Origin of the sequence: Flammeovirga yaeyamensis, from assembly GCF_018736045.1 — a bacterium.
Taxonomy (GTDB): domain Bacteria; phylum Bacteroidota; class Bacteroidia; order Cytophagales; family Flammeovirgaceae; genus Flammeovirga; species Flammeovirga yaeyamensis.
Genome location: NZ_CP076132.1, coordinates 5,047,476 through 5,072,001 on the forward strand (window position 1 = coordinate 5,047,476; position 24,526 = coordinate 5,072,001).

Below are 24,526 nucleotides of genomic sequence, written 5' to 3' on the forward strand. Positions count from 1 at the left end.
CTATTAATTATTAGTTCAATTGCAAGTTTTCATTAATCCTATAATATCCTTCTTTACGCGGAATTGAATTCCTTTCATAAGTAGAAATTATTCTGTTAATTGAATTACTTGATATATTCTCAAAATGTTTATTGAATACTTCATTTGCTTTTATTCCTGAACTAATATCCAATTCAACAGCACTATCACCAGGTGCTGATTTTATTATTACATTCGATGACAAAGTAAATTTACCTTCCATTCCTGTATTAAAAATCCCTTCTAATATTAGAAGATCTTCATCATACATAAAGTCTTTCCTTGTAATAGAATATATTCCATCTTTTTGATATAATTCATGATTGATATTAGTAATGAAATCTGTTCTTGACCAATCAATCATTAAAGTGTTCGAAAGTATCGTACTATAATAATCCATGAAATTATCATAATCAACAACAAATTTTGAGAGTGAAAATGTTTTTATTTCAGAATCTTTTGGTAGGTAAACATATGAAATTACTCCTTCAGAAGTGTTTTTTCTTATAAAGTTGGAATAATAGACCTCTTCTCCATTTAAGTCTATAACTCCAAAAGTAGAAGGGAAAAATTGAGATATATCATAATATCCACTTTGAATTGCATCTTTTAAATCAGATTCTTCAATAACTATTTCAGTATTATCAGAATATAAAATTGGTAATATAGAAATACCTTTACTATAATCATTAGAATAAATAGTATACACATCTGTTATGATATTATGAAAATTCAATCCCACAGAAACAATGTCATAATATGTATAATCTCCTTCAGTTTTAGGGTCTACAAAGTTTCTACTTAAAATAGAATTGTCAATTACAGCATTTGCTACTTTTATGACAATTTTAATATCATTTGAATTAACTTCCCCTCCATATATTTGTTCTTCTAAATCTGCAGAAGTAATATTATTATAAGTTAAAAGAGTAGACAGTGTAGCTGAATAGTTATCAGGGTTACTCCTATATTCTATTTTTCTTCTTGTTGCATCAACAAAGAAGAAGTTTTGACTTTCATTAGATTCAGGTATTTCTATTTTAATTTTATCATTGAAAGTTGATACATCATATACTTCTGAAATAGGATTTTTTTTATCATCAGCAAAATAAACTTGCTTCTCATAATCATATTGATAATTTAAATAATAATCCTCATCTTCCACCTCATTTTCTTCTTCATGAACCCCTAAATTATCAACGTATCCTGACAGATACTGATAAACAGGCAAGTAATTATCTACTTCAACTTCAAAGACTTCTTTTAAAGATATATTCTCATCTAAATCATCACTTTTTAAAATCACTTCTAATGATAATTGTTGGAAACCTTCCTCAAGCTGCTTAGAATCAAATTCTATGGCATAAGAATCTGAATTATTTGTTAAACTAGTTTCTAGAGTGGTACTTCCATTTGTCAGGGTCACTTCGTTCATATCAAATGATAACTCCTTTTCTGAACTTATAGATATTTTTAAAGTCTCACTTCCTCTAAGAAACGAGTTTGGTCTATCAACACTAAGTACAAAATCAGATGTTAAGTCAGGTTTGCTTGGTACATCTTCTTCCTTACTACAAGATTGAAATAGAAAAATAGATGTACAGAGTAATAATAGATAAAAAAATCTACCACTTTTTGAGTAATACGACATAATTAAGGCTTTAGTAATTAATAAATTGAAAAAATTAGCTCTAAATAATTATCCGAAATAATAGTACCATTTTTTTATTTATTTGAAGCCGTATAACATCGTTCACACATATTAAGATTATTTATTTTCTTTCATTGAAAATCTCCCCACCTTCGTTGAATTAATTCCCACGTTCTCAATCCCTTTTCTACTTTTGAAACATCACAAAAAATCAAATTGAAATGATAAAAAGATATATAATACTGCTCAATGCCTTTCTGATTCTATTTATTGGTACTTCTTATACATTAAATAGAGGATCAAAAAACAATTTAAAATATCCTATTGTAGGAACGAATCAAACCAAATCATTTGATAATAAAAAGGTAATTGATTTGCCAAAAAAAGGAGATGCATTTTATGGCCAAAATGCTAATCACCTTGGAAACAGTCCACAATATCAAGATAATAATGACGGAACTATTACCGACCTAGTCACGGGATTAATGTGGCAAAAATCTTTAGATCACAATGGGGATGGTAAGATTGATGTTAACGATAAATTATCCTATAAAGACATTATCAAAGAAGTCAATAAGGCAAATACAGGCGGATACAACGATTGGAGATTACCTACGATAAAAGAATTGTATTCTCTCATCATGTTTGATGGTCAAGATCTAAATCCTCAAGCAAATAATTCAGGCAATATAAAACCATTTATAAATACAGATTACTTCGATTTTGCTTATGGTGATGCTTCCGCTGGCGAACGATTAATTGATGTTCAATGTGTAACATCTACAATACACGAAGGAGAATTAACACTAATATATGGCGTTAATTTCGCCGATGGGCGTATTAAAGGTTATGGTCAAAAATTACATGGAAAAGCTAAAAAATTTAATTACTTCCTTGTTCGAGGAAATGAAGCATATGGAGAAAACGATTTTAAAGACAATAACAACGGTAGCATCTCTGATGTTAATACTGGATTAATGTGGCAAAAAAGTGATGCTAGAGAGAGTATGACTTGGAAAGAAGCTCTTAAGTATGCTGAAGAAAGTGATTTAGGAGGGTATTCTGATTGGCGACTACCTGATGCTAAAGAACTACAAAGCATCGTTGACTATGAAAGAGCCAACCACTCTTCTGGAGCTCCTGCTATTCATCCAATATTTGATATTACCTCAATTAAAAACGAAAAAAATGAGAACGATTACGCTTTCTTTTGGAGTAGTACTACCCACGAAAGACAAGGAAAAAATGGTGGAGGAGCTGCTGTCTATTTTGCTTTTGGAAAGTCATTAGGAAATATGCCAAAACGACCAGAGGGACGTGGACCCAATGGAAAGAATAGGACAATGGGACCTCCACCTAGAGAAGAGAATAATCAAATCTCTAATCTACCTGCAAATTGGATAGATATACATGGTCCGGGAAGTCAAAGAAGTGATCCAAAATCGGGTAATCCTTCAAAATTTAAAGATGGAAAAGGGCCACAAGGAGATGCCGTAAGAATTTATAACAGTGTCAGATTAGTCAGAAATATTTAGTCAAGTGAACAGATTGGTTTTAGTTTAAAACAGAAGAAGTCATACAACATTTTGTATGACTTCTCTTATTTTTATCAATATTGACAATTCATCAATTATGTTCTATCTGAATTAGAAATTCATAAAGGTTTTTAGAATCAATTTTTCAAGAAGGCAAAACCCATGTCTAAAACATACTTTGATGTTGGAAAAATTATTTAATAATATCCTCCAAGCTTGAAACTAATTGGCAATACAAATATTTGTTTCGTCTTCTGACCTCTAAGTTTTGCAGGTATCCAATCTTTTACCATTTTCATTACTTTTAAGGCCTCTTCATCAAGTGATGAATGTACGCCTTTCACTACTTTATGATTAGTTATTTCACCTGATTCAAGAACAATAAACTTAACAAAGACTTTACCTTGGATTCCATTTTTCTTAGCGATTGATGGGTATCTTAATTTTTTTCCTATAAATCTATATAGTTTTGATAAACCTCCTGGGTAACTAGCCATTTCTTCTATTTCAGAATAAGTGTATTCATTCGTGTTAATATCCCAACTGACACCTCTAATTAATTCCCCTCTTAAATAATTTTCCTCAAAATATTTATCACCAGATGATAACTTTCCTTTCCATAAGCCGTCTTTTAAAGCCTTTTTTACATTGCCTTCAACAGTAATCCTAAGCTCTCCATCACCACTGTGTATAACATTTGATTTTAAAGTATTGAACCGAATATACCCTGTCCCAAAAGTCAATGTTTGAACTCCAGTATTATCCCATCCATTAATTAATAGCATTTTTTGTGAAGCTGGATCTTCGATATATTTCATTTCATATTCTAAATTCAACTGCCCATTTTCATGGTATTTTTTCCAAACTCCTACTTTTTCATAATCGAGGTAATCTCCTTCCTCCATTTTATTCCCATTTTCAAAATAAGAAATAAATAACCCCATTTCTGAACTATTAAATTTTGGTTTTTCTGTATTATAAAATTGATATAATTGACCATTTAAATAATAGACAGAATGTTCAAAGGTTTGTCCATTAAAATTGCCTTCTTCTGATAGAATATAATATTTTGCATTATTTTCATCTTTGGTAACATATTTATGTTTCGTTAAAAATATTTTATCCTGTGCAAAAGAAAAAACTACATATAAAGAGCATAGAATAGTCAGAATCAATTGTTTCATATAAAAATTCAATTTATTGAATAAAGTTTGTTTGTTTAAAAAAGATGATATTCAGTGAGGATCGATCTACTCCACCCCCACCTTTCTCAACTCATTATTTCCGTAAAATGTAGGGAAATACATCAACTCCGCCTTGGCCGGATTTAAGTGATATTCCCCCGAATATCTTGGGTCCAATTCGATCTTAAAAGTATACTTCCCTTTCGGCATTTTCTTACAGAAGATCGCCGTTTCATTCTTAAAATACTCTCTATGCACTTCCACCCCATAATACGACTGTCTTTTGGAAGCATAAGAACAACCCGCAGGTATCGGCACATTGATCATCACATAATCCGATTCCTTTTTCACCTCTACTTCTGCAATTAGCGTAACATTTTCCCCTGCTTCTAACCTATCGTTTTCGATGCCTTCAAAATGAGTATTGACGATAAAATCATCGGCTCTTCTCTCAGGGTTTTCATCCCAATAATATTGATAGGAACTAAAATACACAGGGAAAGTCCCTTCTTTTTCAATAGTTATTTGATGTACATTTTCTAGCGTCTTTTCGTAAGGGAATTCCGATACTGTTTCCTGAATATCTCCAGAGATTACTAGTTTGGTTGATCGTTCTTTTCCATCGGCATCCAACAAATCAGGTAAGATCGTTTCTACCACATTCGCTGATGAGTACGTATTGCCCCAATTTCCTTCCGATCGTTTTTCTAAAAGATAATTTCTCATCTTTTTCAATTCAGAAGAATGGTCATTTACCGAGTCTAATTTTAATATTTGATACACCAACAAAGTATTCTGCACATCATTATTTACAATTGGGTTTCTCCACGTATAATGGTATTGCTTTGTGGTATCCGAGTAAAAGTAATTTCCAAAAATAGTCACTTGCTTAAATGCAGCCACCGTATCCATTGAATACGATAAGCTACTTTGAGCCTGTACCTTCATCAATTGTAATTTCTGATAAAGATCTAGTTTACCCATCTCATAAATTTCATCAATCCATTTTTGATAATCGACTTTTGCATTTAACAACGATAAAGTTTCAATAAGTGTAATTCTTTGATGTTTCGATTTAGATACTGCCAATCGATAGACTAAATCATCAGTGATGACCTCTTTATCTATTTCGACCTTAAAACCTAAACGTTCAGCCTCCTGTAATGCCTCAAGTACATGTTGAGTAATCCATTGACTACTTGCTGAATTAGGCCACCATCCCCATCTATATTTCTTATCTGCTCTTTCTACTATCTTTTTGATGATCCTTTTAATATCACCCTCTTTTTTATACTTCTTCCCTTTAAACTTAGCGATCTTCATCTGCGCTAAATGTGCTTTGAGTTTTGAAGCCAATTGTTCATTACATAAGTATCGATAAGAAATTAAAGAACGGACTTCATCTTCCACTATATTTAAGTAATCTGATGTCGCATACAATTGGACTTTACTCTCATTATCATCAAATGATAATTGAATAGTGGTGTCTCCATCCAAAACAGAGAAAGTACCCTTAGCTTTTTCCAGACCTATTGGGAAAACAGGAATACTGCGCTTTTCTCCATCAAAATAACCTGATGAAGTATTGATTGTATATTTTAAATGAAGAGAATCAGCTTTAGAAGTCACTGATACCGTATCGATATGAATGTCTTCAATCTCCATTTCTTTTTGAATGATATTTTGATCATCTACAGAGAAATCAACAGATACATTGACTGTAGACGGTGAGTAATTTAAAGTTTTACCCAAAACCATTGCCGTATCCCCTGCCACCAAGAATCTTGGTAAGTTCAATTGAGTCATCAACGGTTTATACGATTTAATAGCACTTGATACTTGACCGGTTTGCTTTTTATTATTCATGGCCAAGTAGTGGGTATCCCATTTCGTGATATCATCAGGGAAAACTACTTCGAACTTCACTTTTCCATCTTTATCGGTGGTTAATTGAGGTTGCCAGAAAGCATTATCACTAAAGTTATCTCTTAGGGAATTTGTCGCATCACTTTGTACAATTAACTGATCTTCGACTTTCTTATCCTCTAGCTTTAAGCCCATTTTTGCGACTTCTTCATCGGACATACTAATAATCATCACTCCATGTACTGCTCGAGTACCGTATATTCCTCCCGCTTTTTCAGCACTAAGGATTTCAATAGAAGTAATATTATTTTTATTTATACTTGCGAAGTCCCCGGTAAATACTTTTCCATTAATGATGACCAATGGTTCTCCTGATTTAGCTGTAGAAGAAACACCTCGAATAGTTATATTTGGACTACTGCCAGGAGTAGCATTCACGCTAACTCCAGCTACTTGACCATACAAAGACCTTGAAGTCACTGAACTTACAGATCCAGTAATTTCATACTTTTTCTGAGTACCATAACCAATTACAACAATTTCGTCTAGTTGTTCTAAAGAAGGTTCTAAAAGAACATCTATTGTGCTTCTATCCATAAGGTCTATTTCAACAAACTCATAACCGATGTAATTAAATTCTAAGATACCAGAGTATGGCGTTCTAAGCTCGTAATAACCATCAAAATCTGTTGCAGTACCATAAGTTGTTCCTTCTATCAAAACGTTTACCCCTGGTAAAGGCTCGTTGGTATCTTTTTCTAAAACATAGCCAGAGACTACTTTCCCTTCTCCTGTATAGCCATATTCTCGTTGGTAACTCTTAGTGATGCTTTCGAGTCTTTCTTGTTTTTTATAGTAATTCTGTGAAGGTTCAAAGATAATTTTTTCAATTATTTTACTTACCTCTTTACTGAAATTGTCTTTCTTAAATTCTCTAGGAAAATCAAAAGAGTAATAATTAATACCATCTTTTTTAACCCAAACTTCGTCTTCGATATGGTATTTTTCTCCATTAAAAAATAAAATCAATTTATAGCCTCCTTCTTCAAGGTTACGTATCGAATACTCTTTTTTACCTCCCTGATACACCCTTATAAAATTGATGTCATCATTTTTCATCATGACTACATTCAATAGTAAATCATTCTTCCTCTCCCCGTAAGTTTCCAGTTTAAAATTGAGTGTACCTTTACCTTCTTCAGTACTACTAGGATTGCGATATGTTGGGATTTTTATTTTCGAAAGTGCTACCTCTTGTTCCCACATTTTATTGATTTTCTCCAAGGTGTATACCTCATCATCTAATTGAAAATCCCAATTATCTAAGCCAAATTCATATCGTTTAACTTCTCTCATTTTGAGAAGCTGATTACCAAACTCAAATTCAAATTGATAATCTTGATTAAAATGAGTTTCATATTCATTGATGAGATTAAACTTATAGTCACCTAATACAGGACCTGTGGTAAATCTTTTATTTTTAGATTTTGCCAAAGATGTTCCCAATAAATGTAGCTCATCATAATTCTCAAGAAAAGCATATTTACCATTAAAGGTATTTCTAAAAGAGAATAGATATCTCTTTAAATTATTCTCTTCTGAAGACGTTGGAAAGGTTAACTTTTCCCTCACTTGAATACGCTCATTTCCATGTTCATTTGCCGCACTGATAATCGTTTTCTTCCCTTTTTCGAAATAAACCGAATCAATGTGTATTTCTTGTCTTTCTGTTCTGATTCTAAGATTGTGTTTTCCACTACTCACTAAAATAGAATAGGGTTTTGCAACACTCGTGAAAGAAAAATAAGCAGGTTTACCATCTACATACACCACTTTGATAGGTTCTACTTTTCCATTATTTGTAATGAAAGGTGCAAACTGAGTCACACTATCTTCTACTGGATAGGAAGTATAATACATACTGTCGGATGGATAAAGAAATTGATAGTATTCGATAGAATCTAAACCAGCCAAAGCATTCCAAGTAGGGTAATCCATTGTTAATGAGCAATTATTAGTTTCTATATCATTCACAGAAAAATTATTGATCAATTTTTTATCCTTTTTCCTTTTTGATAAATCATTTAACTCAGGAGCTTGTGCATCGAACTTATTCGTTAAAGAATAAGCCGTCACATCCACATTCTTTACAGGTTTCCCTTTATAATCTGTCACCAACACTTCTATTTCTGCTTTCTGACCAGGGTAAATTAATGATGGTTCCTTTACTTCTACATTTAGTTTTTTCTCAGCAATAGGGATAAGATAGTTTTCAGTTTTCATTTCTCCTCCCCACAAATAATTCAGCATGATGTAGTAGTTCTGGAGATGAGCAGCCTTTTTCGCATAGTTTAGACTATCTGAATATCCCTCTGCCTTTTTATTATTCTTCTTATAAATATGATAATCGAAGGGTAATTTTCTAGGGTTATCGATTTGTATAAAAACGGAATCTGATGTTCGATGCGTATAACAAGACAACATTGGAGACTCTTGGTGCAATCGTAAATAACTAGAAAGACTATCATTTTTCATCTTATAATCTGAATAGTAAGAAGACACTGCAGTAGCAAACGGCAATTCTCCTTCAAAAATAGAGGTCTGATTTCCGAAGTTATCGTAAGCCGTTATTTCTACTTTCTCTGCTTTTGATTTCCCGTTCTCAAAATAGTCGAAGTGAATAGAATCTGCCTGAAGTGATATATCAAAATACTTTTCTTTTGAGAAGTAATGAAAGTCTCTTTTCTCAATAATGTTTTCATTATCAGAAGTAAACATTTTCACTTTGACCGTATACTTCATATTCACATTCTCAAATAAACTATCTGGAATGATAACCTCTGTTTCTCCTTGAGGCTTCAGATCTTTTTTTATGGATGTAATTTTATTTTTGATAAAGACAGAGTCATCAAAATAATTCAACACATTACGACTAATGACATCAATTTCCACTCTCGCATCCATCAACTGTAAATCGTTCTCATCAGTCCCTTTGATGTACATTTTCAGATCTTCTCCTTTGTATTGTTTTTCTGAATCTGTTCGAACATGCAGCTTATTTTTCCCTAACTCATAGTCCTCAAAATAGAAATATGTCGACAGAAACTCATCTTCATATTCCGTTTCAAGCGATAGCGTATATCGTTTATCTAAAGTGAGGTTTAAAGAATCGAGAGGAAATTCAAAGCTATACCCGCCTTTAACATATGGGACAATCATTTTTACGGGCTTTTTATTCGATGAACGATAACCATATCCATCCCTAATAAAAAGATGTACATTTCCTTTAATTGGTTTTCCTTTTTTATTCGTAATAAAGGCCTTGAGTTTTAAAGTATCTCCTGGCTTGTACTTTGGTTGACTTAATGTAAAATAACCGTGATATTTTTTACTGTAATAACTTCCTCCATTACAGTAATAGTCATCGAATATGCAGGCGACCCTCTCGAAGGTTCGTATCGAAAAGTATTTTATTCTACTTATGGTACCATATGTTCCACGTCTGAAAATCGATTTCACCCCATCAACGGGAATATGTATGATAAAATTGACAGGTATTGTAACATACTTTAAAGGTGAACGGAACAGAACATTATTAATACCTCTTCTAAACCTAGAGTACTTGATATCTTTCTCTAGATTTCGATAAGTAGTAAATCCTTTATAGGTCACTTCTAATAATCCCTTTTTATCTGATTTTTTATCTACAAATGCTTTTAGTTTTTTATCAAAACGAAGTGTTTTATTTTTCACTTTCACTTCTGCATCTGTAACCAATGCACCGTTAATATCAAATAACTGAACAATAAGATCCGTGCTGTTTTGTACTATAAATACATCAAGATTTTCTACAGTGACTACACTCGATTCCAACTCTCCACCTTTCGCAAAAGCATAGAGATAATGACCTTCAGGTAGGTTTTTAGCATAATATCCATCGGTGGCAAAGGAGTCTACTAGGGTATGAAAATAGGTTTCATCAATTTCAGAGACTCCCTCTTTATAGATTGTTTTCGCTTCCTCTTGGGAAAGCTGAAAAACATAGGTATGTACACTTGTTTGTCTGCTCTCTAAAAGTTTTTGCCCCCATGTAGATTGACAAAAAATAAAAAAAGAGAATAAAAAAAATAATCTTTTGATGATTAAAAAAATTGATTTCATAAGTTAGTTTGCTTTTTGAGAGTAAGCTTGTTTGTTACCTTGTATTACAATTTATAAACTTATATTTTCTAATCAAAAGAATTCATAAATACTATACTTTCAATAGATTATAATTCAAAATATCAATCCTCAAAAAAATACCTTGTACCCCCTCTTAGAAATTAAAGTGTAATAATTACGTATTATTGTAGTAATATTGAAAACCACTTTATTTCCAATTTAAATTATCACCAATTATTATTAAAAAATGATGAATTATTACCACGATGTATGAAATGAATGAACACTATTACTACGACTAAAAATTTCTAAATAGCATTCTGCGGTAATCATCATTCACTTAATTATTTGATAAGAATACGACACTTTTTTGCTACTTATTTTTCTATTCTACTAAATAAAGCAACTGCATTTAAGGCTAGGAACTTCTTATCACCACTATTAATAATAATTGATGATGGAACGTTTATTAACTAAAAGCTTTCACATAAAAAGAATCTTACTTTTTGTGTTGATTAGCTACTTCACACACGCTCATGTAATGGCCCAGTACAATGGTGAAATGGGCCCAACAATGACCACCCAAACCTGGCCTGCAGGTACTTTCTTGGCCCACTTCCCTGAAGGGGACAGAATCAACACCTATCACAGAAACTATTTAATGATTGCCGGACAGGCCGGTACTGGAATTTGGGATGTCTCTAGTCCAACTACTCCTAAAAGAATACAATTCGATGAAAGAGCCAACAACGGTCACCGATGGTGGAAAATTAACGACTTGTATTGGAGAGAATATTCGGTACCACAAACCGATGGTACTGGATATAAATATTTAGACATGTCGAACATGTTAGATCTAAAGCCTGTTACTACTTCAGACGTTTTATACACTGTTGAATCTGGCAACCCTCATTACGACAAACTAGAAACTTTTCCTCATACTATCGATGGTAACCGAATCTACGATATGAGATCGGGTGAGTTCCTTGGTACAATGCCTGAAGCCATCGCAAAACCCGATATCGTGATGCGTATAGGTAATTACGTTTTCTATATCCCACAAACTGGAGCTATGAGTGTTTACGATTTTGGAGATCCAACAAACGTAAAATTCCTAGGCTCTTTTGGAGGTGATATTCCCCACGAACAATACAGTACTGGTATACAAGTATGGCGAAATAATATTATATACATGAGTGGTAACGAAGCAGTAAATAGTATGGTGGGTTTTGATATCTCAGACCCAACCAACGTAAAACATGCATTCGATTTATCATCAGACGAAATAACACTTGGACGCTATATGATGTTCCAAGATGAATACGGATTTTCTGGAAGATTTGACCGTGGGGTGAAATTCAATTTCGAAACTATGAAAGTAGAACTTGAGTTCACCCCAGCCTCAGACGACGAGGTGCTACAGTTTATCGATAACCAATGGATGCCCCTCGGACATATATTGGTGGCAAGTGGAGATGGTAAAACTACCATATTTTGTCACCAAGATGGTTTGGATACTAAACCTCCAACAGTTGGTTTTCAATTCCCTGCCGCAGGTGCAACCAATTTACCTGTGACCAGTACTTTGGGTTTCGTTATCAACGAGACTTTACAAGATATTACGCTAACTGACAAAACAATTCAAGTTAGCCCTCTTGGGGGAGCTCCTATTGCAGGAGATGTGACGTCTACATCCTATAATGTAGTAAATTATGCTCCAAGAGAGGCTTTACTTCCTAACACAACCTATGAGGTGAAATTTATAGAAGGCGGTATCAAAGATGCTGTGGGTAATGGAATGGAAGAATACATTTTTTACTTCACAACTGGCGGTGATGCATCAAATAAATCTCCTGAAATATCTGCTATCGATATGGATATAGCTTCTCCTTTACTTGCTGGTAATAAGGTGAATTTTACAGCTGCTGCTTCAGATTTTGAAAATCAGACCATGTCTTATAGATGGGATTTTGGCGATGGTTCACCTCAGACATCTTGGGGAAGTGAAGCGGTAAGTCATACTTATGCATCAGCAGGAAACTACACTGTTCAAGTGCAAGTATCTGATAATAATGGTGGTTTTTCTGTAAAATCACTTCATGTAAATGTTATTACTGATGTACCTCTTGAGCTTCCAACACAATCATCTCCTATTCTAGTTGATGAACTAAAAAGAAACGTTTGGGTGGTTAATCCAGATAATAATTCTGTCAGTATTCTTGATGCTGATTTAATGACTTTTGTGAAAGAATTACCCGTATCAACAGATCCTGTAAGCATTGCAATGGACGGCAACCGCAAAATTTGGGTGACTTGCCGGGATAATGACAAAGTTTATGTAATCGATGCTGATACAGAAGTGGTCGATCAGATAATTAGTTTACCAAGAGGAACATCGCCTTTTGGTGTAGTGTTTGACTCAGATGGTTCTAGAGGTTTTGTTGCCGGATATGGTAGCGGTAAGGTGATCGAATTATCCACCGTAGATTACTCGATTACTCAAAGCATAACAGTTGGATCCACTCCAAAAGCAATGGCAATAGATCCAACTACCAATACGCTTTATGTAACTCAGTTTATCTCACCTCAAGACCAAGGAAAAGTGTGGGAGATCGATTTAACCACCTTTTCACTAAATACGGATATTGCTTTACCTATTGATGATTTTTCTATCGATAACGGTAATCAAGGTAGAGGTATTCCTAATTATATCTCTGGTATTAGTATTCACCCTAATGGAGGGAATGCATGGACGGTTGGTAAAAAAGACAATGTACTTAGAGGAGGAATGAGAGATGGAAAACCACTTACTTTCGATAACTCAGTAAGAACCGCTATTTCTCATTTAGATCTTGGTTTATCATCAGAAATTCTTGGCGATCGATTGGATATCGATAATCATGGTCAGCCTTCATCGGTTATACATACACCTAATGGAAACTATGTTTTGGTGACGATGCAAGGCAATAATCATGTAGTAGTAATTGATCCTAAAAAGGGATTGGAATTACTACAAAAGGATGTTGGGCTTGCACCTCAAGGGATGGTATTTGATAAAGTCACTAACAAACTATTCGTCAAAAACTTTATGGATAGAACTGTTTCTGTCTTCGATGCCGATGCTATGGTAAAGAACGGTAATCTTCAATTAGAAGAATTGGCAACAATCTCTACAGTGACCACCGAATTACTTACAGCTCAGGTGCTAAAAGGAAAACAGATTTTCTACGATGCTTCCAATCAGAAAATGGGTAGCGATGGGTATATTAGCTGTGCTTCTTGTCATAACGACGGTGCGGAAGATGGTAGAGTTTGGGATTTTTCTGATCGTGGTGAAGGCCTTAGAAATACAATCACTTTGAAAGGTAGGGCTGGTACTGCACACGGTCCTGTTCACTGGTCTGCTAACTTCGATGAAATTCATGATTTTGAAAACGATATCAGAAATAATTTCAACGGACAAGGATTTATGACGGATGCTGATTTCCATGATAAAACAAATGCACTCACTTTAGGAACTCCAAAAGCAGGCCTTTCTCAAGACCTTGATGCATTAGTAGCTTACATCGAATCGTTGGATGGTTTTGCTTCTAGTCCTTACAAAGAAGAAGATGGAACGCTAACCGCAGATGGACTTGCAGGAAAACAGATCTTCCAACAATTAAAATGTGCTAGCTGTCATGGTGGAGATCATTTTACAGATAGTAATTTAGGCATTCGACACGATGTCGGTACTCAAAATGCCAATAGCGGAAACCGATTAGGAAAAGATTTATTGGGTATAGATACTCCCACCTTAAGAGGCGTTTGGAACACTGCTCCTTATCTACACGACGGTTCGGCACTTACTTTAGAAGATGTTTTCCTCTCGAAAAACCCGACGGATGGACATGGAGCTACTTCTACTTTAAGTCCTAAAGAGATGGACCAACTGATCAGTTATCTAAAACAAATTGATGGAACAGAAACGATCTCTGATTTGCCAGAAGTTTCTCAAATTGTTTCTCCTGCTAATGGGCAAGTTATTGATAAAAACAAAGAGATTCCATTAGAAATAAGTAGTGCTTTACCAGACATCACTAAAGTAGAATATTATGTTGATGGAGAGTTAGTAAGTACTGTAGAAACAGCTCCTTTTGTAGGGGCATGGACTCCTGTAGTATGGAAAAACTACAAACTCAATGCTCGTATTTTCTATAATAATGGAAATACCTCATCACTTACTCCAGAAATTGAAACTACCTATAAAGGCGTGATAGATGTGATGTTTATTGTTGGAGATAAAAACCTATCGGCAGACGATTTACTTATCAAAAATAGAATTCAGCAACAGTTTGGTTTCAATGTTCATGTTTTTGATGATAACGACGTTTCTGGACCAACAATGACCAATGCCTACGATCTCATTTTAGTGTCATCAACAGTAGAGCCAAGTATCATTGGACAAAATATCGAAAGAACGATTATTCCTGTGATGACTTGGGATCCATTCATGTACAATAAACTTGGATTGGCCGATGGAGATCTCGACTTAGGTTATGGATTTACCACCAACGGTCATGCAAAAGCTAGTATAGCTAATTCACTTCACCCAATTGTAAGCGGTATTTCGGCCGCAGATTCTGTAGAACTATATAGCGTACTACAATTCTTACCCTTTGCCAATGTTTCAGTAGAAGCAACGGTAATATTAGAAGCAGAGGGTCAACCTATATTATTTGGATATGATCAAGAAAGTGGAATCGCTTCTTCGAGAAGGTTGGCCTTCCCGCTTCGAGATCAGTTTATGCACCTTTTCTCAGAAGATGGATGGAAAATGTTTGACGCAGCTGTTATTTGGACATTGCATGGTGGAGATGCTGACACTCCTGTTAAACAACTACCCGATATTTATTTCACATCGCCAACAGACAACGAATTGGTCAATGCTCCTTTAAAAATCTTCTTCGAAACAGAAAATTGGTCGTTACCTTCGACAGAATATAAACTCCGATTTAAAATTGATGGAAGTGATCGCGGTTTAATTACAGAAGATAGCGTATTTCAAGACAATTCGGCCTTATCAGAAGGTCCTCATTTACTTACTTTCTTAATGGAAAGAAGCGATAATTCAGCTACAGACATTACCGATTCTATCTGGGTGAATGTCACGAATGATCCCTTGCCAGAAGGACCTACTGCTATATTTAACTCACCTTCCAATGGTGGGTATGTTGGACCAGATTTCGATATCAGATTCTCTCTATATAAATTTGATATTACCCCTGACGGACCACATGTCGATTTATATATTGATGATGTTTACCATTCATCACATTATACATTGGCATCCATTCCTATCACTGCACTTGCAGGGGGAGATCATACCTTAAAATTGATATTGGTAAATGCCGATGGTACCAATCATGGCTTAGAAGCAAGCATCACTATTACAGTCGATCCTTTATTTGCCAATATGCCTCAAACACCTTTCAGTATTCAATACAGAGATAATTCTGCAGGTGTACTTACACAGGAACTAAAACCAGTACTTCGAATCCATAACGATTCTGCTGATGCTGTGCTTCTGGATGATTTTACAATCAGATATTGGTTCTCGAACGAAGAAGTCGCACCAATGAGTTTTGGTACCGATTACAGTAGTGTAAAAGGTGTGAGTGGAACTTTCGCCACTTATCAAGGTGAGCAATTCGTAGAACTTGGTTTTGCTTCTTCAGGAATGTTGAATGCCAAATCTAATACCGGTGAGATACAATTGAGAATGCATCAATCGGGATATCAAATGAACGATCAGAGCAATGATTTCTCGTTTAATGCAGCTCAGACAAGCTTTGGCCCTAATGTAAAAATTACTTTATACAGAAAAGGAGAATTGGTGTGGGGTATTGAGCCCGTGAATGTCAATCAACCACCTAAAATACAATTAGTCACTTCGGCTACAGAAGGAAAAAGTCCTTTAATTGTCGATTTCGATGCAAGTGCTTCTTCAGATCCCGAAGGTACCTCTCTAACGTATTTATGGGATTTCGGTGGAGGAATTACTAGTACTGATAGTATCACATCTTATACCTTCACAACAGTAGGAACCCAAAGCGTGACATTAACTGTTACCGATGCTGATGGCCTATCTTCCAAAGAAGTAATTGATATTAATGTATTGCCGGATCAAGTACCTCCAATAGCTAAAATAGTTACTGACGTAAGCAGTGGAGAAGCTCCTTTGGTAGTCTCTTTCGATGGATCAACATCAAGTGATATGGATGGAGTGATTGCTTCTTATTTATGGGAAATTGATGGAACAACAGTAACTACTGCACTCACGAATTATACTTTCACTCAAGTTGGAAATCAAAAAGTATATTTAACAGTTACTGATGATAGCGGGCTAACATCAACGGATTCTATTACTATCTCTGTACAAGATGCGAATCAATTACCGACAGCAGCATTTACTTCTTCTGTCACTTCAGGCTTTGCCCCTTTGACAGTCGATTTTGATGCGAGCACCTCTTCGGATCCAGATAATGATCCTTTGACTTACACTTGGGATTTTGGTGGAGGTTCTCCTGCAACAGGAGTCACTGCTTCTGCCACTTTCGGTGTGGGTGTACATGAGGTCACTTTAACCGTAGAAGATGGTCGAGGTGGAACTGCAAGTATTTTACAAACCATTACGGTTGATGCTAATCCAAATGCTCCAAGTTGTGCTTTCGGAACTCCTTCGGCAACAGCAATTCCTGATTTATCGAACGTGACCTACGAACATATCTATGTACTTGGAAATGATTCCTGGAATCTAGATCAGGTAAAAGATGCAACTATTAACTGGAGTTTAGCGAATAATGGATTATGGCAATTCTCTCTTAATACAAGCAATGGAGTACCAAGTTGGTGGGTTGATCTAACGTCTAGTATCACCCATACTTTGGCCGATGCACAGCCAACACTTACGTTTACCTCTTCAGGAATACCAGAAATGGACGGTACTTACTATGCTACTATGGAAGGTAATGATTTCGTATTGGTGGAAATCACTGGTAAACAAACCTTGTATTTCACGAATAGTGCAACTGCACCTAGTTGTGGAAATACTGCAAATGCCAGAAAACGTGCGACTCTAAACTTAGAAGAAGAATTGAACTTGAAAGTCTATCCTAACCCATTCTCGACATCGATTTATATCGAAGCGATAGAAGGTTTAGAAGAAATATGGGTTTACGATTTAGTTGGTGTGCTTAAAAAACATATTCTTTTGGAATCAGATCAAAAAGGTCTGATCGAATTGGAAAATAAATGGGCCAATGGATTATACATCATAAGGATGAAAGTCGATGGTCAGTTTATAGATAAGAAAATTATCAAACACCAATAACTAACTACAAAGGGAATCAGATTAATTTCTGATTCCCTTTATTTATACACTCCACTCGTAAAAGTTTGACTCGGTATTTAATGTAAATCCGGCTCTTGGATAAAGTTGGTTGCCTATATTATTCGTTTTTTCTGTTTCCAACATCACAGCACAGGCGCCCGTTTCTACTGCCAATTCTTTGCCTTTATCAAGAAGCTGAAGTGAAATTCCTTTTCCTCTATATTTTGGATCCACAAAAAGATCATTCAATAACCATAATTTTTTCATTCTTGTAGAAGAAAATAGAGGATACAATTGAGTGAATCCGGTTAATACCCCCTCTTGGTCGTCTACATAAATTATACTATCGTTTAATTCTAAACGCTCTTTTAAAAAAATTCTTGCTGAATTGATGTCTGATTCTTTTCTATAAAATACTCTGTATCCATCAAAAAGAGTGGTTAATTGTTCGAGGTCTTGAAGAGTTGCTTGTCTAGTCATTTTCTTAAAAGTTTATTTGATGAAAAATAGTTGAAAAAAAAACACCCAACTGACGAATCAATTGAGTGTTATAAAAATAAGGATATTTTATCTTCAATACCGAAAACTAGAATAAATCTTCGATAGATAAGTAACGCTCACCTGTATCATAGTTAAATGATAACACTTTGCTTCCTTTTGGAATCTCAGGTAATTTTTTCTCGATTGCAGCTAAAGAAGCACCTGTAGAAATACCTCCTAGGAAACCTTCTTTTAAGGCAAACTCAGCAGCCAATTGTTTCGCTCTATCGTTATTTACTCCGATAGCACCGTCAAGTAATTCCACATCGAGGTTACCCGGAATGAAACCTGGTCCGATACCTTGTAATGGGTGAGGTCCTGGGCTTCCACCACCAATCACAGCACTACCTTCTGGCTCTACTGCAAAAACTTTTAGTTCAGGCCAGAATTTTTTCAATACTTTAGCCACACCTGTAATGTGTCCACCTGTACCTACACCTGTAATTAGATAATCTACACCATCAGGGAAATCGGCTAAAATCTCTTGAGCTGTCGTTTCTTCGTGAACAGCTACATTGGCTGGATTGTCAAACTGAGATGGAATCCAAGCATTATCACTTGCTTCCAATAATTCTTGTGCTTTGGCAATTGCTCCTTTCATACCACCTTCTTTAGGTGTTAGCACTAATTTAGCACCATAAGCCGCCATCAACTTTCTTCTTTCGATACTCATCGATTCTGGCATCACCAAAGTAAGTGAATACCCTTTTACTGCAGCTACCATAGCCAAACCAATACCTGTGTTACCAGAAGTAGGTTCAATTATGGATGTATCTTTATTGATCACTCCATCTTTTTCTGCTTGGTTAATCATCGATAAAGCAATTCTATCTTTGATACTTCCACCAGGATTAAATTTCTCCGCTTTCATATATACTTCATGATCGCTTCCGAAAAGTTGGTTGATACGAATGATGGGTGTTCCTCCAATACTATCTAGGACGTTGTTATAAATCATTGTTGTTAGATTTTGGTTACCAAATATATTATTTCAATTTACTACATAAATATGGATTCAAAAAAGGCAACCGAAAGTAATTCAGTTGCCTAATGCAGAAAATTATCACTCAACTATAGTACTTCTACCACACTATCTAATTCCAATCTAGATTTAGCTGTTTTAGCAGGTTGGTTACCATCTTCTTCATCACGGTATCCAATCATTACCGCTACTAATGGTTGATAACCATCTAAACCTAAAATTTCTTTGTATTTATCGTTTTCGATGCCTTCCATAGGTGTTGAATCGATATTCATCGAAGCAATAGCAGAAAGGAAATAACCTATAGCAAGGTACACTTGTTCAGACATCCAATTTTGTACTTTCTCATCACCTTGTGGTTTTAAGAAATTGTTGTAGTACCAAACTGCACCCTCCGCTAAATATGATTCCATATTTTCTTCGAAATTAGCTGCGCTTTCGACTACACTGAAAACTACTACATGACTACCTTCAACTAATTTTTCTTCATTGAAATATGAAGCTTTTCCTAATTTTTCTTTCAATTCTTGGTTACCCACAATCGTAAATTTCCAAGGCTGAGAGTTAATTGAAGAGGGGCTGTATTGTAAAATCTCTTTAATTCTTTCGATATCTGCTTCACTTACTTTTTTAGAAGCATCATATTTTTTTGTTGTGTATCTTGATTTAGCGATGTCAATAAATTCCATAATTGTATTTTTTTATTTGATGATTGATTCAACGGCAATGAGTTTTATTTGTTTAAACAAATCATCAGGATTAAACTTTATTCACTTTATCATCAAAAGTTTTACATAAATTATTAATGCTACTATACTTTTGATAGTTACAAACATAAGTACCGTTGAAATAAGAATCAATAACGGGCAAAAAGGTTAGTTTAAATATTAACTTTTGTTTTATCTGAGTAAATTCAAACATCATTAAATAAAGTAACTATACTTTTGTTAGTTTCGTATATTTATATAATTATTGAGTATTAGAAGTACGAAATACTTCTGTTTATAAAAAACGTAGTATCATGAAATTTAAAGTAGACGATAAAGAATATCCTTGTTGTACAAGCCTAACCATGAAATACATTGGAGGTAAATGGAAGACTGTTATTCTTATTCATCTTAAAACACAACCTCATCGCTATAACGAATTAAAAAAAATTATATCGACTATTAGTGAGCGAACTTTGAGTCTACAATTGAAACAATTGGAAGAAGACGGTCTCATTAATAGAAAAGTATTAGCTACAGATAAACCTCCATTAAAAGTAGAATATTCATTAACTGATTTTGGAAAGACTTTAATTCCATTATTAGATGCTATTTCATCTTGGGGTGAACAAGCCGCTAGTCTGGACGATAAAGTTGAAGTTATTGGATAATCAAAAAAACAGTCACTAAAAAGTGACTGTTTTTTTTCTGACTGATCTACGATAAGTTAATATTTCTCTCTTACTGCTGTTAATTGATATGGGTCGGTTATTAAACAAACTACTAGTTATCTTACTAAAGATATATATTTTGATCTGTAGGCATAAGCTAAGTATATAACCATACCTAAGAATACTGTCGCACCACCAATACCCGCTGGATCTAACGTAGCATGGAAAAGGAAAGCGTTAAAACCAATTGCACCTAATACAATTAGAGTGATAGGTACTTGCTTCTTTATTGCTAACATTATACCTCCTACAAGTTCTAGAACACCTGCGATAGGTAAAATTCCCATCATCATTAATGAACCAAAAACTTGTGCTACTTGATCATTTGCAGGAGGCATTGGAATAAATTGAGCAAATTTGTTCGCTCCAAAAACAATCATCATTAAAGCTAATAAATAGCGAACGGCCATTGTTGCTTTTGATTCTTCAAATGTTTTCTCTTCTGAATTGGTTATTGCTTGAGTTGACATAATATTAATTGTTTTAACTTTATTTGTTTAAACAAATTTATTCAATTTACACCATCATAACAAGGATTAAACAATATTTGTTTAAACAATTTACGTAAAAAAACGGAATCCACACACTAAGACATTCTTAATCAGTTGATTACATTTGATATATGTTTATTTTTATGAGAGGTAAGAGGTAAGAGGTAAGAGGTAAGAGGTAAGAGGTAAGAAGTAAGAAGTAATTAAAATTGTTGGGATAACTTAATCAAACATTGGTCTTATTATTCCGAGGCGGTGGAACCCCTCGTTTCCATGAACTATTAGCTTTAGCTATAATGAGCAGATATAAATTTTAAAACACAAACAACTAACTACCAATCACTTATAAAATAATTTTATTTTTTTTCATCAAAGAATAGGGGTAACTAAATAGTGGAGGGTCATTACTATGAAAAGCGGTAAAGACGTCTATCGCAATTCAAAATATGATTCAGAAAAAAAAGAAATTAATATAAATATGAAAAAGTTATCCTTATATATCGTTTTATTTATCCTTGGTTTAACTACAACTTTTGCACAAAACGATTCAACTAAAACAAATCAGTTTACTGGACAAGTTTCTTTCTTATATCCTTTAGGTACAAATGGTACTAGAACTGATCAAGTAAACGATTTATCTTTTAATATTTTATGGGGCGTTAATGGTGGCGTAAATTATTTCGAATTAGGTGGTATCGCTAACGTTAATAAAGGAGATGTTAAAGGTTTTCAAATGGCAGGTATTACCAATGTTACCACAGGTGAAAATAAAGGCTTTATTGTTTCAGGAGTAACCAATTATGCTAATAAAGGGTTAGATGGGATGCAAATGGCAGGTATCAATAACTTTGCTAGAGAAAATGTGAGTGGTGCTCAAATTTCTGGTATTTCCAATGTGGCTAACAAAGATATGGATGGTGCTCAAATTGGTTTAACCAATACTACAAGAGGTAAAGCTACAGGTATGCAATTAGGTTTAATCAACTTTACAGATTCGTTAGTAGGTACTCAAATTGGTTTAATCAACGTGGTTTCATCAGGTGCTGAGGGTACGCCAATTGGTTTAATTAACGTAGTGAAAGATGGTTACTATGCTGTTGAGGTGAGTGCTTCAGAAACACTTTGGGCAAATATCAACTTCAAAATGGGTACTGAAAAGTTCTATACTATTTTCAAGGCCGGTTATTCAGAATATGATAGTAAAGTAGTAAGTAGTGTAGGTGCTGGTTTTGGTACTTTATTTAACCTAAACAAAACAGTAGGTATCGCATTAGACCTTTCTGCAAACCAAATTATTTACGATAACTCTTGGGATACTGGAAGCTTAAACTTATTAAGTAAAGCCGATTTGAATGCTCAGTTCCACATCACAAAAAACCTAACTGTTTTTGCTGGTCCATCATTTAATGTATATACAGTAGATCAAAAAGTAAATGGAGCAGAACAAGCAGGTACATTAAGCGTTCCAGAACATGCTTTCTATGACAAGACTTCTAGCCATGGTACAAGAACTGCTCTCTGGATTGGTGGTCAAGCTGGTTTGAACATCAATTTCTAATAATCTCAGTTTTTAAGTTAAATATACAAGCAAGGCAATTGGTCTAATTTGAGATCCAATTGCCTTTTTTAATTTCTAAAGTTTACTCTTATTTCATAATCAAGTATTTCTTTTTTTAGCCCTTTATTATTAAAAAATTGGTAATGCCATTCAATAAAAAATAGTATCATTTTGATATGAAAAGTTCAATAGTACGCCAAAAGAGGTTTTAGCACTAAATCAGAAATAGACTTTGCTTTTAGAAAGAAGTTATATTCTTATTTTAATTAATTTCTGAAGAGACAAAACAAAAAAACTAGACATTTGATATAATTGTTTACCCAAAAAATTAACCGTCTAAAGCTATGTATTGTCTTTGTTATATAAGTACAAGAAATGAAAAATTGAACGATGATGTTCTAAAGGAAATTTTAACCCAAAGCAGAATAAGTAATCAAAATAAGGAGTTAACCGGCCTATTGGTTTTAATGGATAATCAGTTTCTACAAATCTTAGAAGGAGAAGAAGAGGAAGTCAACAGTCTTTATAACAAAATCTGTAAGGATACAAGACACTCCTATGTCCAGAAAATTTACTCTGGTGAACTCGATAAAAGAAACTTCGCTTCTTGGGATATGGCATTCCATGAGATTCATTGGGAAGATCTGGAAGACGCTGGCTTATTAACTCAATACGAAAATGGAGGAAAACTTAGCGATTATCTTAAGGATAAAAATCATTATGTGATAGAATACCTGAAATCTTTAAATGGAATCGAAAAACTGCAATTAAATTTACCTAAATAAAAAATGGACGTAGTATCACTTCGTCCACATATATTTTATTTTCTTCTTAAGCAGCAGAAAGTGAAATTCTGAATGGTATCAAACGGTGTGGTATGATCTACTTCTAGCGTATTGATTAATTCAAAATCAGCATCAAATGTTTTGGACAATTGATCTACTGAGTATTGTTTGATTGGTATTCCACTACACTTCTTCGGCCCATTTTCCGAAAATGTACCAATAACTAACAAACCATCCGATTGAATACTTTTACCGACAATTCTTTTATACTTTTCTATATCATCCGCCTCTGTTAGAAAATGAAATGCGGCCCTATCATGCCAAAAATCAAATTTTTTATCCGATTCAAAAGTAGTCACATCACTTTCTATCCATTGCACTGCATTGGCCTTTTTGTCCAATCGTTGTTTGGCCCTATCCAAAGCTTTTTTAGAAATATCTAAAACGGATACATCAGTAAAACCTTTTTCTAATAAATGATCGACCAAAAAGCTATCGCCACCCCCAACATCAATAATAGAGGCATCTTTTGACAGCACCGATCGTTCTATAAAATCCAAAGATGTTTGAGGTACTTTCTGATACCAACTCACTTCTGTGATTAATTTTTTAGAATATATTTCTTCCCAATGTTGTTTCTTATTGAACTCTTCCATTAAAATCTGATGTTTGATATATGGTGTAAATAGGTTTGATAAAGATACAATTAATCTTAAATTCCTCACCTATTTACCTTTAAAGGAAATCATTACCAACTATTAAATGATTATTCACTCATTAATATTACGCTGATAATCAATTAAATATTTAAATGAAAAGCTAGATTCTTAATATTAATCATCTTATTTTTCATTAAAAAGCATTTAATTTGTATTGACTGTGTGTACACCTACACGGTTATTACAACTAGAAAACATATATACATAAGCATTTATATCAATCGTT

General features: G+C 34.2%; 13 protein-coding genes. 5 read left to right on the plus strand and 8 right to left on the minus strand.

The genetic code is table 11. The annotated features are described in order from the left end of the window. Positions 1 to 10: 10 nt before the first annotated feature. Positions 11 to 1,669: a hypothetical protein gene (locus KMW28_RS20075; protein WP_169666340.1), complete on the minus strand. Its 1,659-nt coding sequence runs from the start codon at positions 1,667 to 1,669 to the stop codon at positions 11 to 13. Between the two features lie 221 nt (positions 1,670 to 1,890). On the opposite strand from KMW28_RS20075, the gene KMW28_RS20080 reads away from it, so the two are divergent. After that, positions 1,891 to 3,204, plus strand: a complete 1,314-nt coding sequence (locus KMW28_RS20080; RefSeq protein WP_169666342.1) for an Lcl C-terminal domain-containing protein — start codon at positions 1,891 to 1,893, stop codon at positions 3,202 to 3,204. Positions 3,205 to 3,401: 197 nt separating this feature from the next. Here KMW28_RS20080 and KMW28_RS20085 read toward each other — a convergent pair whose 3' ends face one another. Continuing rightward, a complete protein-coding gene (locus tag KMW28_RS20085; protein ID WP_169666344.1) occupies positions 3,402 to 4,388 on the minus strand; it encodes an energy transducer TonB in 987 nt (328 codons plus the stop codon). 66 nt (positions 4,389 to 4,454) lie between these two features. After that, complete coding sequence (locus KMW28_RS20090; RefSeq protein ID WP_169666346.1) at positions 4,455 to 10,415, minus strand: alpha-2-macroglobulin family protein; 5,961 nt, start codon at positions 10,413 to 10,415, stop codon at positions 4,455 to 4,457. 541 nt (positions 10,416 to 10,956) lie between these two features. Between KMW28_RS20090 and KMW28_RS20095 the strand changes: the two genes are divergently transcribed. After that, positions 10,957 to 17,787, plus strand: coding sequence for a PKD domain-containing protein (locus KMW28_RS20095; protein WP_169666348.1), 6,831 nt, complete (start codon positions 10,957 to 10,959; stop codon positions 17,785 to 17,787). A 42-nt stretch (positions 17,788 to 17,829) separates the two neighbouring features. Here KMW28_RS20095 and KMW28_RS20100 read toward each other — a convergent pair whose 3' ends face one another. The 3 genes from KMW28_RS20100 to KMW28_RS20110 form a co-directional block, all read right to left on the minus strand. After that, complete coding sequence (locus tag KMW28_RS20100) at positions 17,830 to 18,267, minus strand: GNAT family N-acetyltransferase (protein WP_169666350.1); 438 nt, start codon at positions 18,265 to 18,267, stop codon at positions 17,830 to 17,832. Between the two features lie 106 nt (positions 18,268 to 18,373). After that, on the minus strand, positions 18,374 to 19,285 hold the full coding sequence (gene cysK / locus KMW28_RS20105) for a cysteine synthase A (protein WP_169666352.1): 912 nt from the start codon (positions 19,283 to 19,285) through the stop codon (positions 18,374 to 18,376). Positions 19,286 to 19,398: 113 nt separating this feature from the next. Then, complete coding sequence (locus tag KMW28_RS20110) at positions 19,399 to 19,998, minus strand: nitroreductase family protein (RefSeq protein WP_169666354.1); 600 nt, start codon at positions 19,996 to 19,998, stop codon at positions 19,399 to 19,401. 332 nt (positions 19,999 to 20,330) lie between these two features. Between KMW28_RS20110 and KMW28_RS20115 the strand changes: the two genes are divergently transcribed. Then, positions 20,331 to 20,687 (plus strand): winged helix-turn-helix transcriptional regulator, encoded by a 357-nt coding sequence (locus KMW28_RS20115; RefSeq protein ID WP_066211465.1) that lies wholly within the window; start codon positions 20,331 to 20,333, stop codon positions 20,685 to 20,687. Between the two features lie 116 nt (positions 20,688 to 20,803). Here the strand turns inward: KMW28_RS20115 and KMW28_RS20120 are convergent, their stop codons facing one another. Continuing rightward, positions 20,804 to 21,217, minus strand: coding sequence for a DoxX family membrane protein (locus tag KMW28_RS20120; protein WP_084005931.1), 414 nt, complete (start codon positions 21,215 to 21,217; stop codon positions 20,804 to 20,806). A gap of 499 nt (positions 21,218 to 21,716) precedes the next feature. Here KMW28_RS20120 and KMW28_RS20125 point away from each other — a divergent pair, with 499 nt between their 5' ends. Continuing rightward, positions 21,717 to 22,796, plus strand: coding sequence for an LA_2272 family surface repeat-containing protein (locus KMW28_RS20125; protein WP_169666356.1), 1,080 nt, complete (start codon positions 21,717 to 21,719; stop codon positions 22,794 to 22,796). A 344-nt stretch (positions 22,797 to 23,140) separates the two neighbouring features. Beyond that, on the plus strand, positions 23,141 to 23,581 hold the full coding sequence (locus tag KMW28_RS20130; RefSeq protein WP_169666358.1) for a BLUF domain-containing protein: 441 nt from the start codon (positions 23,141 to 23,143) through the stop codon (positions 23,579 to 23,581). A 35-nt stretch (positions 23,582 to 23,616) separates the two neighbouring features. Here the strand turns inward: KMW28_RS20130 and KMW28_RS20135 are convergent, their stop codons facing one another. After that, positions 23,617 to 24,237: a class I SAM-dependent methyltransferase gene (locus KMW28_RS20135; protein ID WP_169666409.1), complete on the minus strand. Its 621-nt coding sequence runs from the start codon at positions 24,235 to 24,237 to the stop codon at positions 23,617 to 23,619. Positions 24,238 to 24,526: the final 289 nt, after the last annotated feature.

Coding starts and splice junctions, on each gene's coding strand:
- KMW28_RS20075 (WP_169666340.1), bottom strand. CDS start 1,669: ATGTCGTATTACTCAAAAAGTGGTAGATTTTTTTATCTATTATTACTC.
- KMW28_RS20080 (WP_169666342.1), top strand. CDS start 1,891: ATGATAAAAAGATATATAATACTGCTCAATGCCTTTCTGATTCTATTT.
- KMW28_RS20085 (WP_169666344.1), bottom strand. CDS start 4,388: ATGAAACAATTGATTCTGACTATTCTATGCTCTTTATATGTAGTTTTT.
- KMW28_RS20090 (WP_169666346.1), bottom strand. CDS start 10,415: ATGAAATCAATTTTTTTAATCATCAAAAGATTATTTTTTTTATTCTCT.
- KMW28_RS20095 (WP_169666348.1), top strand. CDS start 10,957: ATGGCCCAGTACAATGGTGAAATGGGCCCAACAATGACCACCCAAACC.
- KMW28_RS20100 (WP_169666350.1), bottom strand. CDS start 18,267: ATGACTAGACAAGCAACTCTTCAAGACCTCGAACAATTAACCACTCTT.
- cysK (WP_169666352.1), bottom strand. CDS start 19,285: ATGATTTATAACAACGTCCTAGATAGTATTGGAGGAACACCCATCATT.
- KMW28_RS20110 (WP_169666354.1), bottom strand. CDS start 19,998: ATGGAATTTATTGACATCGCTAAATCAAGATACACAACAAAAAAATAT.
- KMW28_RS20115 (WP_066211465.1), top strand. CDS start 20,331: ATGAAATTTAAAGTAGACGATAAAGAATATCCTTGTTGTACAAGCCTA.
- KMW28_RS20120 (WP_084005931.1), bottom strand. CDS start 21,217: ATGTCAACTCAAGCAATAACCAATTCAGAAGAGAAAACATTTGAAGAA.
- KMW28_RS20125 (WP_169666356.1), top strand. CDS start 21,717: ATGAAAAAGTTATCCTTATATATCGTTTTATTTATCCTTGGTTTAACT.
- KMW28_RS20130 (WP_169666358.1), top strand. CDS start 23,141: ATGTATTGTCTTTGTTATATAAGTACAAGAAATGAAAAATTGAACGAT.
- KMW28_RS20135 (WP_169666409.1), bottom strand. CDS start 24,237: ATGGAAGAGTTCAATAAGAAACAACATTGGGAAGAAATATATTCTAAA.